At 66.0% G+C, this 12,560-nt stretch carries 16 protein-coding genes; 6 read left to right on the top strand and 10 right to left on the bottom strand.

The features are described from left to right. Positions 1-23 precede the first annotated feature (23 nt). Entirely contained in the window at positions 24-1,424 is a 1,401-nt protein-coding gene (locus SB4_RS12260) for a UdgX family uracil-DNA binding protein (RefSeq protein WP_058752789.1), read from the top strand. 38 nt (positions 1,425-1,462) lie between these two features. Then, positions 1,463-2,071: a hypothetical protein gene (locus SB4_RS12255; RefSeq protein ID WP_153006198.1), complete on the top strand. Its 609-nt coding sequence runs from the start codon at positions 1,463-1,465 to the stop codon at positions 2,069-2,071. Between the two features lie 52 nt (positions 2,072-2,123). On the opposite strand, the gene SB4_RS12250 is transcribed toward SB4_RS12255, so the two are convergent. From SB4_RS12250 to SB4_RS12235, 4 genes are all read right to left on the bottom strand, one after another. Continuing rightward, the gene (locus SB4_RS12250) at positions 2,124-2,294 is read right to left on the bottom strand and encodes a metallothionein (protein ID WP_058715199.1); all 171 of its coding nucleotides are present in this window, start codon (positions 2,292-2,294) and stop codon (positions 2,124-2,126) included. 5 nt (positions 2,295-2,299) lie between these two features. Next, positions 2,300-2,602 carry an ArsR/SmtB family transcription factor gene (locus SB4_RS12245; protein WP_058733147.1) on the bottom strand — a complete coding sequence of 101 codons (303 nt, stop codon included), beginning with the start codon at positions 2,600-2,602 and terminating at the stop codon, positions 2,300-2,302. Positions 2,603-2,711: 109 nt separating this feature from the next. Continuing rightward, positions 2,712-3,509, bottom strand: a complete 798-nt coding sequence (locus SB4_RS12240; protein WP_058752787.1) for an aldo/keto reductase — start codon at positions 3,507-3,509, stop codon at positions 2,712-2,714. Between the two features lie 61 nt (positions 3,510-3,570). Further along, positions 3,571-4,137: a hypothetical protein gene (locus SB4_RS12235; RefSeq protein ID WP_058752786.1), complete on the bottom strand. Its 567-nt coding sequence runs from the start codon at positions 4,135-4,137 to the stop codon at positions 3,571-3,573. A 123-nt stretch (positions 4,138-4,260) separates the two neighbouring features. On the opposite strand from SB4_RS12235, the gene SB4_RS12230 reads away from it, so the two are divergent. Continuing rightward, the gene (locus tag SB4_RS12230) at positions 4,261-4,896 is read left to right on the top strand and encodes a DedA family protein (RefSeq protein WP_058715203.1); all 636 of its coding nucleotides are present in this window, start codon (positions 4,261-4,263) and stop codon (positions 4,894-4,896) included. On the opposite strand, the gene SB4_RS12225 is transcribed toward SB4_RS12230, so the two are convergent. Together SB4_RS12225 and SB4_RS12220 are read right to left on the bottom strand one after the other, a co-directional pair. After that, positions 4,851-6,278, bottom strand: a complete 1,428-nt coding sequence (locus tag SB4_RS12225; protein WP_193753811.1) for a hypothetical protein — start codon at positions 6,276-6,278, stop codon at positions 4,851-4,853. The two genes, SB4_RS12230 and SB4_RS12225, sit on opposite strands and share 46 nt — an antisense overlap. Before the next feature lie 87 nt (positions 6,279-6,365). Beyond that, positions 6,366-6,836, bottom strand: a complete 471-nt coding sequence (locus SB4_RS12220; protein ID WP_058752785.1) for an Lrp/AsnC family transcriptional regulator — start codon at positions 6,834-6,836, stop codon at positions 6,366-6,368. A gap of 130 nt (positions 6,837-6,966) precedes the next feature. Here SB4_RS12220 and SB4_RS12215 point away from each other — a divergent pair, with 130 nt between their 5' ends. Then, complete coding sequence (locus SB4_RS12215; RefSeq protein WP_058752784.1) at positions 6,967-8,031, top strand: Glu/Leu/Phe/Val family dehydrogenase; 1,065 nt, start codon at positions 6,967-6,969, stop codon at positions 8,029-8,031. Positions 8,032-8,383: 352 nt separating this feature from the next. Here the strand turns inward: SB4_RS12215 and SB4_RS12210 are convergent, their stop codons facing one another. From SB4_RS12210 to SB4_RS12195, 4 genes are read right to left on the bottom strand one after another with little or no spacing between them, the layout of a single operon-like run. After that, positions 8,384-8,848, bottom strand: coding sequence for a hypothetical protein (locus tag SB4_RS12210; RefSeq protein WP_058752783.1), 465 nt, complete (start codon positions 8,846-8,848; stop codon positions 8,384-8,386). A 23-nt stretch (positions 8,849-8,871) separates the two neighbouring features. After that, on the bottom strand, positions 8,872-9,414 hold the full coding sequence (locus tag SB4_RS12205; RefSeq protein WP_058734182.1) for a demethoxyubiquinone hydroxylase family protein: 543 nt from the start codon (positions 9,412-9,414) through the stop codon (positions 8,872-8,874). Next, a complete protein-coding gene (locus SB4_RS12200; RefSeq protein WP_058752782.1) occupies positions 9,411-9,905 on the bottom strand; it encodes a disulfide bond formation protein B in 495 nt (164 codons plus the stop codon). The genes SB4_RS12205 and SB4_RS12200 overlap by 4 nt, the downstream gene beginning before the upstream one ends. A 2-nt stretch (positions 9,906-9,907) precedes the next feature. Next, the gene (locus tag SB4_RS12195) at positions 9,908-11,257 is read right to left on the bottom strand and encodes a S41 family peptidase (protein ID WP_058734181.1); all 1,350 of its coding nucleotides are present in this window, start codon (positions 11,255-11,257) and stop codon (positions 9,908-9,910) included. A 275-nt stretch (positions 11,258-11,532) separates the two neighbouring features. Between SB4_RS12195 and SB4_RS12190 the strand changes: the two genes are divergently transcribed. Together SB4_RS12190 and SB4_RS12185 are read left to right on the top strand one after the other, a co-directional pair. Continuing rightward, on the top strand, positions 11,533-11,805 hold the full coding sequence (locus tag SB4_RS12190; RefSeq protein WP_082670147.1) for a PadR family transcriptional regulator: 273 nt from the start codon (positions 11,533-11,535) through the stop codon (positions 11,803-11,805). Further along, positions 11,802-12,446 carry a hypothetical protein gene (locus SB4_RS12185; protein ID WP_058752781.1) on the top strand — a complete coding sequence of 215 codons (645 nt, stop codon included), beginning with the start codon at positions 11,802-11,804 and terminating at the stop codon, positions 12,444-12,446. Before SB4_RS12190 ends, SB4_RS12185 begins: the two co-directional genes overlap by 4 nt. Positions 12,447-12,560: the final 114 nt, after the last annotated feature.

Below are 12,560 nucleotides of genomic sequence, written 5' to 3'. Positions count from 1 at the left end.
CCCTGAAGGGGAGGGGCTGAAGCGTGCGCATCATAACCCTCCCCGCCCCCGACGATTTCGACGCCTGGCGCGACGCCGCGCGGGGGTTGATCACCGACAGCGTGCCGCCCGATCAAGTCGTGTGGCAGGTCGGCGAGCAGCCCGCCGATTTGTTCGGCGCGGTCGCCGAGGACAACCCGGCCACCGCCGCCCCCCGCTTCCCTGTATCGCGCGCATTTGTCGACCTCGCGCGCAGCGTCGTCCTGTCCAACGATCCCGAGCGTTTCGCGCTGCTCCACACCGCGCTCGACCGGTTGCGCCGACAGCCCCGGCTGATCGAGGATCAGGCCGATCCGCTGATCCGTCGCCTCGACCGGCTGGCCAAAGCGGTGCGGCGCGATATCCACAAGATGCGCGCCTTTCTGCGCTTTCGCGAAACCGAGGATGACGACGGCCCGCGCTATGTCGCCTGGTTCGAGCCCGAGCATCATATCGTGCGCGCCAATGCGGCGTTCTTCGTCAACCGCTTCACCACGATGCGCTGGTCGATCCTGACGCCGGAGGTCTCGCTCCACTGGGACGGCAAGACGCTCGCCGAGGGCCCGGGTGCGACCAAGGCGGATGCGCCGGAGGGCGATCCGACCGAGGCGGTGTGGAAGACCTATTATGCCAGCATCTTCAACCCCGCCCGCGTGAAGATCGGCGCGATGCTCAAGGAGATGCCGCGCAAATATTGGAAAAACATGCCGGAAACCGCGTTGGTCTCGGAATTGATCGCGGGCGCACAGGCGCGGGAGACGGGTATGATCGCGGCGGCCAAGACGGATGTGCGAACCGGGCGCGGCGGCAATGCGCAAGCGGCCTGGGCGGCGCTTCGCGACGAGGCGATGACCTGTACCCGCTGCCCGCTCCATGCGCCCGCGACCCAGACGGTGTTCGGCGAGGGTCCGGTCGATGCCGCCCTGATGTTCGTCGGTGAACAGCCCGGCGACCAGGAGGATCTGGCGGGCCACCCCTTTGTCGGTCCGGCCGGACAAGTGTTCGACCGGGCGGTAGCCGAAGCGGGGATCGACCGCGCGACCGCTTACGTCACCAACGCGGTCAAGCATTTCAAGTTCGAGCCGCGCGGCAAGCGCCGTATCCACAGCTCACCCAATGCGGGCGAAATCCAGGCGTGCCGCTGGTGGGTCGAACAGGAACGGCTGCTGATCCAGCCGCAGGTAACGGTTGCGCTGGGCGCTACGGCGGCGCGATCGCTGTTCGGCAAGGTCATGACCATCGGGCGTGAACGGGGCAAGGCTCTGACGCTGCCTGACGGTGGCACCGCCTTCATCACCGTACACCCGAGCTATCTGCTCCGCCTGCCCGACCCTGCGGCGAAGGAGACGGAATATGCGCGGTTCGTCGAGGATCTAAAGCTGGCGGCGGGGGCACTATCGTCCTGATCGTTGCAGCCTTTCGGCTTTTTCCGCAGGGTGCGGCGATGCTGTCGCGACTCTTCCGCCGATTTCGCCGAAAGGCCGAGGCAGACACGTCCCTGTCGTTCACGAACCGAACTCTCGATCTGTCCTGCGTCATGCCAGTCATACTGCCGCTGGAACTTACCGATATAGGATGGCCGGGCCCCATAGTGCGGATCGGCGCACTACCCTTTGCGATGGCATGGGCGGACTGCGCCGAAGGCAATCGCTTCTTCTACATCACCCAGGCTGAAGCGCAGGCATGGGAGGATGCGGGCATCGACTGGCAGGCGACAGCCTTTGACAATTTGTCGCGCCACACGATGCGCGAACAGGGCTTTGGCGAGAAATGTGACGAACACGGGCGTCCGTTCGTCAAGGTCATGCTGCAGCGGGATGCGCTCGGGCCGTCCCGGCTGTTACTGCCGCATCTATTTGATACGATCCTGGGCTCCGACTATCGGGTAGCAATCCCAGAGCGTACCTGCGCGATCGCTTTCCGCCGCGACCTGACACCAGCCCAGGCGGCGGACATTACGGGCATCATCGACGGCTGTTATCAGCACGGCACCGAACCTATGAGTCCGGAGCGGTTCGACGCCCACCAATTCTGGCATATCGACGCTCGCTGAGGCGTACTCGACAGGAAGGCCGGGCGCGATCGGCACCCGGCCTCGAAATTCATCAGCCGTGGCAGGTGCAACCGGCATGATCGCAACCATTGCCGCCCTCGTGATGCTGGGCGCAGGCATCGCTGCAGAAGCTGCGGCCTTCGGCTTCGATGGCGTTGTTGACGCTGACGATGCAGACACAATCGGCGCAGGCGCACTTCACTTGATCAACGGTAACGGCCATTTGACTTACTCCTCATCTACGGAATCGGGTTCGAGCACATGGTCCATCATGTTGGTCAGCATGGTGCGGATGTGGCAGTCGGGCAGTTCGTAAAGGACGTTTCGCCCCTGCCGACTCTGCTTGAGCAGACGCCCCGCGCGCAGCAGACGAAGATGCTGCGAAACCAGGCTCTGGCTCACGCCGACCTTCTGCGTCAACTCGCCTACGGTACGCGGTCCGTCCAGACACGCGACCACCAACCTCAGCCGATTGGGTTCGCCCAAAAGACGAAACACATCGGCCAGCAACGCACCTTCATCCGGAGTCATGCAAATATCAACATATGAACGCATCCTAATATGTTCATGTGTTGCTTGCTGTCAACCGAGATTCTGACGCTAGCGCCGCAAGGAAAGGCCTAGGCATCGTGTGGGAGCTTCACATCTCGCGCGGGTCGGGCCCGATCCGCCCTTCCGCATCGTCCAAGGCGTCGATCGCCGACATATCCTCGTCATCCAGCGTCAGTTCGGTCGCAGCGAAATTGTCGGTCATGTGGTCCGCGTCCGCCGCCTTGGGGATGAGGGACAGGCCATGCGCCAGATGCCAAGCCAGCACGACCCGGGCCGCCGAGCGGCCGTGCTTCTCGGCAATCTTCATGATCTCCGGCGTCTTCAGCAACTCGCCGCCCTGCCCCAGCGGGCTCCAGCTCTGTGTCACGATGCCCTTAGCCTGATGATAGGCCCGTGCCTCACGTTGCTGAAAACGGGGATGGAGTTCGATCTGGTTGACCGCAGGCACCACGCCGGTCGCATCGATGATTCGATCGAGATGCTCGGGCAGGAAGTTGGACACGCCGATCGACTTCGCCTTACCCGCGTCCCGCAACGCGATCAGGCTCTGCCATGCCTCGACATAGGCGTCCTCGGCCGGGACCGGCCAGTGGATGAGATACAGGTCCACCGCCTCGACACCCAGCAGCGCCAGGCTCTCGTCCAGCGCCGCCTCGGCATCGCGGTGGCGGTCGTTCCACAGCTTGGTGGTCAGGAAAGCATCCGCCCCCTGAAATCCCTCGCCTACCCCGCGCTCATTGCCATAGATGGCGGCGGTGTCGACCAGCCGATATCCCGTATCGAGCCCACGCCGGACCACGGCGGCCACCTGCGAATCCGGGATTTGATAGGTGCCCAGCCCCAGTTGGGGCAGGCTGCGGCCGTCATTCAGGGTCAGCATCGTCATGGGCCATCCAACCGGCAGGCCCACCGCCCGGTTCCCGGTGCCCTCTGCCCCCGTCCCGCGATCAGATCGGCTTGCCGTCCCGGCCGATCACGTCGGTGGCATAGGAACAGCCATAGAGCGTCTTGCCCGGATGGCTGGTGACGGTCGACACGGAGCGCGCGATGACGCTGTGTGTGCCGAATTTTTCCTCGCCCTTGGGCAGGACGGTCTCGTCGCTGACGACATGCTGGCCCAGGAACTTGGCCGCGACTCCCTGTCCCGACAGGTCGGGCAGGGTGTTGGTGACGCCGATACGGTCGGCCACCGTCTTCGGATCGGCAATGTCCAGGACGGCGAGCAGCGCATTGGCGCTGAAGGCGATACGGCGCGTGGTCCAGCCCTCACCGACGCGGATCGGTTGCGGCAGTTCATATTCCTGCAGGAAGGGATTCTTGCCCTCGACCGGCCGCCAGCCACGCCGCTTCGCCTCTTCGTCCAGCGCCATGGTCAGCGCGCCATAGCTGTCGGTATTCAGCCGACAGTCGATCGCATCGACGACATTGATCGTCGCGGGATCGACCTCGGCATCCGAGGCGGCGGGAAGCGGTGCGGCCGCCAGCCACAGCGCGAAAAGGGCCTGAACCATCATGCGCCCCATCTATCGCAGGAGAAAATGCCCGGGCAAGTCCCCGCCCGCTGTCCCGAAGCAGACAGCGGCGGCCGTCCGGTTCCGATTGACCCCCGCCCCCCGATCGCGCAAGTCGCTGGCCCCATGGTCGAACATATTCTTTCCGCACTGGCGAGCTTTGCCATCTGGGTCATCTCGACGGGCGGCTATCTGGGCATCACCCTGTTGATGGCGATCGAGAGCGCGTGCATCCCGCTGCCCTCCGAGATCATCATGCCGTTCGCGGGCTATCTGGTGTCGACGGGGCAGTTCAACCTGTACCTCGCCGCAACGGCGGGGGCACTGGGCTGCAATCTGGGTTCGGTCGTCGCCTATGAGATCGGCAAGCGCGGCGGGCGGCCGGTCGCCGAGCGCTGGGGCAAGTATCTGCTGATCGGGCCGGGTGAGCTGGACGCCGCCGACCGCTTCTTCGCGCGCTATGGCTCGATCGCGGTGCTGATCGGGCGGCTGCTGCCGGTCATCCGCACCTTCATCGCCTTTCCGGCCGGGGTGGCGCGGATGAAGCTCGTCCCCTTCCACCTCTATACCTTTATCGGCAGCTGGCCCTTCTGCCTGGTCCTGGCCATCGTCGGGCGCGAGCTGGGCGAGAAATGGGATTCCGACCCGCGCGTGAAGGCGTTCTTTCACCGCGCCGACCTGGCGATCGGCATCGTGCTGGTCGTGCTGATCGGCCTTTACGTCTGGCACCGGGTGCGCGGGCTGAAGCGCGCGCAGGACTGAACCAGCCACAGGGCGAGCGGGACCGCGACCGCCGCCCAGAGATAGAGGCCATGCCACGTGGTCCATCCCCACCATTCGGAGGGAATGGTGCGCAGGTCGCCCGCCAAGAAGCGCTGCTGCATCACCGCCTGCCACCAGGCCCAGCGAAAGGGCGGCGGGGCGAAGATCTCGGCCGAGGCGATGGTCAGGTTGATCGCGATCGACACCAGCAACAGGATGGCGAGCAGTCCCCGCGCCCATGCCACGCGCACCGCGACCCATAAGGGAGCCAGCCCCAGCGCCAGCACCCCCGCCAGCGGCATGGCATGGCGCGGCCCCGTGGCATTGCCGCCGTCCCAATAGACATAGGCCGCATTGACCAGCAGCGCGACCACCACCACCCCGGCCGCCGTCAGCGCCAGCCCGCGCGTCGCCCGCGTCTCCACCAACAGCCCCAGGCCAAGCGGCGCAAGGAACAGGATCGGCGCCACCCAGAGCAGCCCGCGCGCCGGCTCCAGCAAAATCGCGCGCAGTACGGCCGTGCGGGGAAAGGTCAGCCCGAACAGCCCCTGATTCATCCCCTCGAACCCGACCACGCCCGAATAGCCGATCCGAAACACCGTCCCGAACGCAAAGAGATTATAGGCGAGCAGCGGAAGAAGCCCGACCAGCCCGGCGGCGAGGAACGGCACCAGCGCCCGGGGCTGGGCCCGGCAGCGCCACACCGCCCATAGGCCGATAACCGCACCGGCGAGCACCGCCTGATATTCGACCACCACCGCCCAGCCGAGCGCCAGCCCGGCCACCGCCAGCCAGCGCACCCCGCCCCGTGCCACGCCGACCAGCGCGATGACGAACAGCGCCGCCACGCTGACATGGCCGAGCAGCGTGGTCGAATAGCCCCAGATCGGCGTGCCCAGCGCATAAGCCAGGCTGGCGAACAGCGCCGCCCCCGCGCTGCCGGTCAGGCTGAGCGCCAGGTCGAAGAGCAGAACGGCGGCAATAGCGGTCAGCAGCGCGGAGCCGGTGGCGGCGGCCACGCGGGTGCGCAGCTTCAGATACGCGACGAAACCCGGATCGATCGGCGTCGGGTCATGCCGCGCCGCCCGGTCGCCGGTGACCAGGTCGGTCAGCGCCACGGGGGCCAGCGCCATCAGGGTCATGCCCGGCGCCTTGTCGAGATAGGCGTGCGCCCCGAACTGCGCCTTGTCGATGGTCAGGTGCGCCAGCGGATCAATGGTCGCGGTCCCGTCCTCGACCATGCGGATCGCGGCGAACAGGCGCGTCGCATTGTTGGGATTGAACTCCCACGACCCGAACCAGGCGCAGGAAAACCAGACCAGCAGGAACAATCCTACCCGAATGCCGCCCAAGCCCGCGCGCCATTCCCGCCACCGCGCCATCGGAACACTCCCTGTTGCGCCCTGCCGCTACCGGGGCGGGGGCGACGGAGCAATGCCCAATCCTCCCCGGCACGGGGAGGATTGCGGCTACGCCGAAATCGGCAGCGAGGTGGTCGACTTGATCTCCGACAGCGCGACCGTCGAGTTGATTTCCTGTACGCCGGGCAGATTGGAGAGCTTCTCGAAGAACAGCCGCTCATAGGATTCGATGTCCGCGGCGACGATGCGCAGCATGAAGTCGACCGAGCCCATCAGGACATGACATTCCATCACCTCGGGCAGTTCCCGGATCGCGGCAGTAAACTGGTCCAGATTGGCGCGGCCATGCGCATTGAGCTTCACCTGCGCAAAGATCTGCGCCTTCAGCCCCACCTTGGCCCGGTCGACCAGCGCGACGCGGCGCTTGATGATCCCGTCGCGCTCCAGCCGGTCGATCCGCCGCCAGCAGGGCGAGGCCGACAGCCCCACCGCCTCGGCAATGGCGGCGGTGGACAGGCTCGCATCCTCCTGCAGCAAAGCGAGGATACGACGTTCCCAGATATCGAGGTCATGCGGCATGATTGACCTTCTAATAGCTTCTATGGGGATCAATCAACCTGCTTGGCGGGATGAGACCGCCAACTTGGGTCAGCTTTGCCCGGTCGATCCCGGTAGTTTCACAGCCATCGAAACGGATCGGAAAGCCAGCATGTCTCTCGCCCCCCAAGACCATCTCAGCCTGCCCCCCGAAGAGGTGGTGACCTTTTACGATCGGGCCAGCGGCGCGAACGGCGTGATCGTCCTGCACTCGACCGCGCTCGGCCCGGCGGCGGGCGGGTGCCGGGTGTGGCGCTATACCGGCAAGCAGGCGGCGACGGTCGATGCGTTGCGGCTGGCCGAGGGCATGGCGCTGAAGAATGCGCTGGCCGAACTGCCCTTTGGCGGGGGCAAGGCGGTGATCTGCCTGCCCGACGGCCCCTTCGACCGCGAGGCGCTGTTCCGCACCTTCGGCCGGGAAGTCGCCGCGCTCAAGGGCCGCTATGTCACCGCCGAGGATGTCGGGACCAGCGTAGCGGACATGGAAAGCGTCGCCCGCGAAACCCGCCATGTCGCGGGGCTTCCGGCGCGGCGTGGCCAGCCGGGCGGCGATCCCTCGCCCTGGACGGCGCTGGGCGTGTTGCAGGCGATGCGGGTCGCGGTCCGCCACCGGCTGGGCGCCGAACTGTCCGACGTGACGGTGGCGGTGCAGGGGCTGGGCCATGTCGGCTTCGCGCTGTGCGAGTTGCTGCATCAGGAGGGCGCGAAGCTGGTCCTGGCGGAGCCGCGCAGCGAGGTCGCCGCCCGGGCCGCCGACCGGTTCGGCGCGATGGTGATGAGCAGCCGCGCTTTGCTGTCCGCCAAGGTCGATGTGCTGGCCCCATGCGCCCTGGGCGCGGTGCTGGATGCGCCGACGGTCGCGGGGCTGCGCGCATCGGTGGTATGCGGGGCGGCGAACAACCAGTTGGCCGATGAAGAGGTGGCCCGGACGCTGGCGGCGCAAGGCGTGCTCTATGCCCCCGATTTCCTGGTCAATGCGGGCGGCATCGTGAATGTTGCCGGGGAGTATCTGGGATGGCGCGCCGCCGAGGTGCGTCGCCGCGTCCTGGCGATCGGCCCGCGCATGGAGACCGTCCTCGCCCGCGCCGAACGCGATGGCGTCACCCCGCATCATACAGCACGGGCGGTGGCGCTCGACCGGATCGCCAACGCCCCGCGCATCCAGGCGGCGGCGTAAGACTATTCTTTTTGCCGCGAGGTGAAGTGGCAGGCCCCCAGCCGACGGCAGTGGTTTCCACCCCAGGCCAATCGACAGTCAGATATGCCCCTTCCCTCGCCCCTCACAGAGGGGAGAGGGTTGCGCAGACTTAGGCTTTGCGAGAGCAAAGGCTTAGTCGGAGCTGGGTGAGGGGTGCTGCGCTCGCAATGCGAGCGTACGTGCCGTTGGCTCGCTCAACCCCTCACCCAAGCTGCGCTAGCCAGCAGGCTGGCAAGCTCTGCTAACCCTCTTTCCTATCCAAGGGAGAGGGAAAGAGGGGCTTCATAATGCCGATTGGCCCTAAGCCATATCTAGCAGTGCGCTCGGTGGATCACGGATTACGCGGCGTCTCGTCCCGCTGGCGCTGGGCGTTGGCCGCGCGGTTTTCGCGGACGCGCTGGGCGAAGCAACCGGTCGCGCCGCCCGCGCCGACCGCCGAGCAGCTGCCGATGCTGTTGACGCCCGTGCCCTCGTTCAGCGTACCGGTGGCGCGCGCCGCCCAGCTTTCATTCTCCGGCGTCACCTGAAGCTCGCGCAGTTCCTTGGGCACGCGGAACTGCTCCTCCGCACCGCGCCGGACGCAGACGACGATCTCGTTGCCCTGATTGTCGGTCGGGCATCGTTCATTGCCGAACAGGGTCAGCACGCCATTGATGGGGGCGTTGCGCGACACCTCGCCCGGTGCCTGCACCGGCTTGGGCTTGATCGCGCCCGGGGCAGCGACCTGTTGCGCCATTGCCGGGCTCGCGATCATCGTCGCGGCCAGCAGCGCGGCGGTCCATGCTCGGTTGATCATCCTCTCTCTCCCGCTTCGACCGATCAGACCCGCTTGGCCGCCGCGATGGCAACCTTGCAGCCCGCCCGGATCAATCCGTACAGCAGCGGATAGGCGATCGCCTCCTCCGCGCCCGCGCCCAGCGCATGGTCGCGATGCTCCAGCTCCTCGGCCTGGAAATCGGCGATGGCCTCGGACAGTTCCGGGTCGCTGTCGCCCAGCTGGTCGCGCTGCGCCTGATAATGTTTGTCGATCTCGGTTTCGACCGCCGCGGTGCAGGCCATCGCCGCCTTGGGCCCGATCGCCGCCGTCACCGCACCCAGCGCGAAGCCCGCCTTGTCCCAGAAGGGCTGAAACAGCGTCGGCCGCACGCGGCGCTCGGCGATCATCCGGTCGAAAAAGGCGCGGTGGCGCTCTTCCTGCTCGGCCATGTGATGGATCGCGCGCGCGAAGGGATGCCGGTCGCCCAGCACCGCCAGCTGCCCGGCATAGATGCGGGTCGCGCCATATTCCCCGGCCTGGTCGACCCGGACCATCGCCTTCATCGATTCCCGCCGGTCGCCCGGCATCCAGCGGAGCTGGCTCATCGTGCCTTCCTCATCAACACCAGGATCGTCGCCGCCCCGCCCAGCGAGAAGATCGCGTTGAACCCGGCGAGCGAAATCCCGCCCAAGGTCCATTGCGCCACGTCGCAACGGATGACCGGCGCCTTCAGGATCGCATTCAACCGGTCGGCGGCGCTCCCACCCGTGAAACTCACCGTTGAGGTGCAGGCGGTAAAGCCCTGCCACCAGCCATATTCGACCCCGGCATGAGCGACCCCGATCGCCCCCGACGCCGCGATCAACAACGCCGCAAGGATGACAAGCGATCCCCGGATGCTGCGCTGGGGCACGAAGAAGGCGAGGAAGGCGGGCACCAGCGCGGCATAATGCGGCCAGCGCTGCCAATGGCACATCTCGCACGGGTAGAGCCCGCCGAACAGCTGGCTGCCCCACGCCCCCGCCAGCAGCGCGGCGGGCAGGCCAAAGGCGATCCAGTTCGCCAGGCATTCGTTACGGGTGCGGGTGACGGCCATGATCACTTCACCGGCGGCTTGGTGGCGGCGGCGATCTGGGCCGGGCCGCCCAGGCGGGCGATAGTCTTCAGCGCGTAATAGAGTTGGAAGTCCTCGATCCCCTGCTTTTTCAGCTGCTCTGGCGTCATGGTAAAGCGCGGATCGGTCTTGGTATCCTCTTCCAGGATCGCGTTGTCGGCCTTCACCTCGTTGATGAGGTGGCGGCGCAGATCGGCCTCGCGGAAGACCGGGCGCGTCTTGTAGTCGGGATCGGAGATTTCCGGCACCTTGATGTCGGGCTCGATCCCGCCCTCCTGCACCGATCGGCCCGAGGGGGTGTAATAGCGCGCGGTGGTCAGGCGCAGCGCCGTCTCCGGCCCGAGCGGCAGCAGCGTCTGCACCGAGCCCTTGCCGAAGCTGCGCTCGCCCATGATGAGCGCGCGGTGGTGATCCTGCAGCGCCCCCGCGACGATCTCCGACGCCGACGCCGTGCCCGAATTGGTCAGCACGATGACGGGCAGGCCATGCGCGTCGTCGCCGGGCTTGGCATAATAACGCTCGATATCCGACTTCTCGCGGCCCCGCTGCGACACGATCTCGCCATGGTCGAGGAAGGCGTCGCTGACCGCGATCGCCTGGGTCAGCAGGCCGCCGCCATTGTCGCGCAGGTCGACGACATAGCCCAGCGGCCGGTGGCCCAGCGCCTTGTCGATCGCCATGATCGCCGCGCGGGTGTCGGCGCCGGTGTTTTCGGAGAAGGTGTTGATGTTGATATAGCCGACATCGCCGCGCACCTCCCACTTGACCGGGCGCTGAACGATGACCTCGCGGGTCAGGGTCAGCTCGATCGGCTTGTCGCGGCCGGGGCGCACGATGGTCAGCTTGATCTTGGTGCCGGGCTTGCCCCGCATCTGGCCGATCGCCTCGTCCAGCGACTGGCCATAGATCAGCTTGCCGTCGATATGGGTGATATAGTCGCCCGATTTCACGCCCGCGCGGCCCGCCGGGGTATCCTCCTGCGGCGCAATGACCTTGATCGCGCCGTCCTCCATCGAGACGGTCAGGCCCAGGCCACCGTAATTGCCCTCGGTCTGGATCTTGAGATTGTCGAAGTCGAGCGCATCGACATAGCTGCTATGCGGGTCGAGCGAGGCCAGCATCCCCTGGATCGCACCCTTGATCAGCGTGTCGTCGTCGACCTTGTCGACATAATCGGCCTTGATCCGGTTATACACGTCGAGGAACCGGTCGAACTGCCGCACGGTCGAGCTGTCCACCGCCGCCATCGCGGAGGTCGTGATCGGCACCATGGCCAGCGCGCCGACGATGGCAGTAGCAGTCAGAAGCGGACGTTTCGCAAACGAACGGGGCATCGAGGGTCCTGGACCAGATAAGCGGTCCGCCTGTGTAGCGGGAAGCCGGACGCAATCAAAGCGCAACCGTGCTGAACGGGGGGTGAGCGAGGAAGCGGTTCCAGAATTCGAATTGGATGGGAGATGGGATAGAAAAGACGGTCCGAAGCGTCCTCCATTGTTCCACATTCCGGACCCTGACGGCATCACGGCGTGCCGCAGACAAATCCCGTTGACTCTTAATTCTACATATGTTGTCATTCGGCATGGTACGGAACAGGCAACCCTCGAAACAGATGCGCCTCCTCCTGGCGGCCCTGTCGAACCAGCGCAGCGAATGGCGCCACGGCTATGACCTGCTGAAGGACACGGGGTTGTCGTCGGGCACGCTCTATCCCCTCCTGATGCGGATGAGCGACAACGGGCTGGTCGAGGCCGAATGGCGCGAGCCTGCGCAACCCGGGCGCCCGCCCCGCCATGTCTATCGACTGACCGCGAACGGTTTCGCGCTGGCGATGGAACTGACCAGCGGCGACGCGGCACTTTCCGGCAAGGAGATGCTGACATGAGGATGTCATTGTCCCAGGCGATCATGGCGATCGCGACCGCCTGCATGGGCGAGGACCGTCAAACCTGGTCCCAGGCGATGAAGGCCGAATATCATAGTGCAGCCGCCGAGGGCCAGGGACTATCCTTTGCGGCTGGCTGTTTCGTTGCGGCGTGGCGGGAAATGTTGGGCAGCGCGACAGGACGGTTCGTCCTCACCAGCTATGCCGTCGCGCTGGGCATCATGGTTCCGATGGCCACGATCGAGATCGGCTGCGCGGTTTTGGGCTTCCCCTATCTCTATCCCGACCAGCATGGCCTTCCGGGTGCGCTCCTCGTCGGCGGTTCCCATGAGGCGTTGCTGCGCCCCACCTATCTGGGAGCCATTCCGGCAATGGCGTTCATTCAGCTCTTGGCTGGGGCCGGGCACCTGCGGCTCGCATGGTCGCTGCTGGAACGCGACTGGTCCAGCGCGCTTCGCTGGTCGCTGTGGACGCTGGCCGGAATGACCACGCTCGTCATCTTCATGGGAGTATTCTTCCTCGATAGCCGTCAGGCGCTCATGCAGGGCTGCGTCGTCGGAATCGAACTGGCCATCCTCTTGGTCATCATGCGTCGGCACGCCGAGCTTCACCGCTTCGCTCCAACCGAGCATCCCGGCTGATCCTCTAGCCGACGAACGATGGACGATCGAATGCGAAGCTTCGGGGTCATGATCCCGGAGACGGTGAAGGCGCGCCTGCGCTGCCCACCACAGCCATTGCCCACGCTGAGGCGA

Origin of the sequence: Sphingomonas sanguinis, from assembly GCF_001476905.1 — a bacterium.
GTDB lineage: Bacteria > Pseudomonadota > Alphaproteobacteria > Sphingomonadales > Sphingomonadaceae > Sphingomonas > Sphingomonas sanguinis_B.
Note: the sequence above shows the minus strand (reverse complement) of the source record. Positions and strands in the feature narration are given on the sequence as shown.

Excerpts from the sequence above, each read along its gene's own strand:
- SB4_RS12255 (WP_153006198.1), top strand. The coding sequence starts at position 1,463 with ATGCTGTCGCGACTCTTCCGCCGATTTCGCCGAAAGGCCGAGGCAGAC.
- SB4_RS12250 (WP_058715199.1), bottom strand. The coding sequence starts at position 2,294 with ATGGCCGTTACCGTTGATCAAGTGAAGTGCGCCTGCGCCGATTGTGTC.
- SB4_RS12245 (WP_058733147.1), bottom strand. The coding sequence starts at position 2,602 with ATGACTCCGGATGAAGGTGCGTTGCTGGCCGATGTGTTTCGTCTTTTG.
- SB4_RS12240 (WP_058752787.1), bottom strand. The coding sequence starts at position 3,509 with ATGACGATGCTGACCCTGAATGACGGCCGCAGCCTGCCCCAACTGGGG.
- SB4_RS12235 (WP_058752786.1), bottom strand. The coding sequence starts at position 4,137 with ATGATGGTTCAGGCCCTTTTCGCGCTGTGGCTGGCGGCCGCACCGCTT.
- SB4_RS12230 (WP_058715203.1), top strand. The coding sequence starts at position 4,261 with ATGGTCGAACATATTCTTTCCGCACTGGCGAGCTTTGCCATCTGGGTC.
- SB4_RS12225 (WP_193753811.1), bottom strand. The coding sequence starts at position 6,278 with ATGGCGCGGTGGCGGGAATGGCGCGCGGGCTTGGGCGGCATTCGGGTA.
- SB4_RS12220 (WP_058752785.1), bottom strand. The coding sequence starts at position 6,836 with ATGCCGCATGACCTCGATATCTGGGAACGTCGTATCCTCGCTTTGCTG.
- SB4_RS12215 (WP_058752784.1), top strand. The coding sequence starts at position 6,967 with ATGTCTCTCGCCCCCCAAGACCATCTCAGCCTGCCCCCCGAAGAGGTG.
- SB4_RS12210 (WP_058752783.1), bottom strand. The coding sequence starts at position 8,848 with ATGATCAACCGAGCATGGACCGCCGCGCTGCTGGCCGCGACGATGATC.
- SB4_RS12205 (WP_058734182.1), bottom strand. The coding sequence starts at position 9,414 with ATGAGCCAGCTCCGCTGGATGCCGGGCGACCGGCGGGAATCGATGAAG.
- SB4_RS12200 (WP_058752782.1), bottom strand. The coding sequence starts at position 9,905 with ATGGCCGTCACCCGCACCCGTAACGAATGCCTGGCGAACTGGATCGCC.
- SB4_RS12195 (WP_058734181.1), bottom strand. The coding sequence starts at position 11,257 with ATGCCCCGTTCGTTTGCGAAACGTCCGCTTCTGACTGCTACTGCCATC.
- SB4_RS12190 (WP_082670147.1), top strand. The coding sequence starts at position 11,533 with ATGCGCCTCCTCCTGGCGGCCCTGTCGAACCAGCGCAGCGAATGGCGC.
- SB4_RS12185 (WP_058752781.1), top strand. The coding sequence starts at position 11,802 with ATGAGGATGTCATTGTCCCAGGCGATCATGGCGATCGCGACCGCCTGC.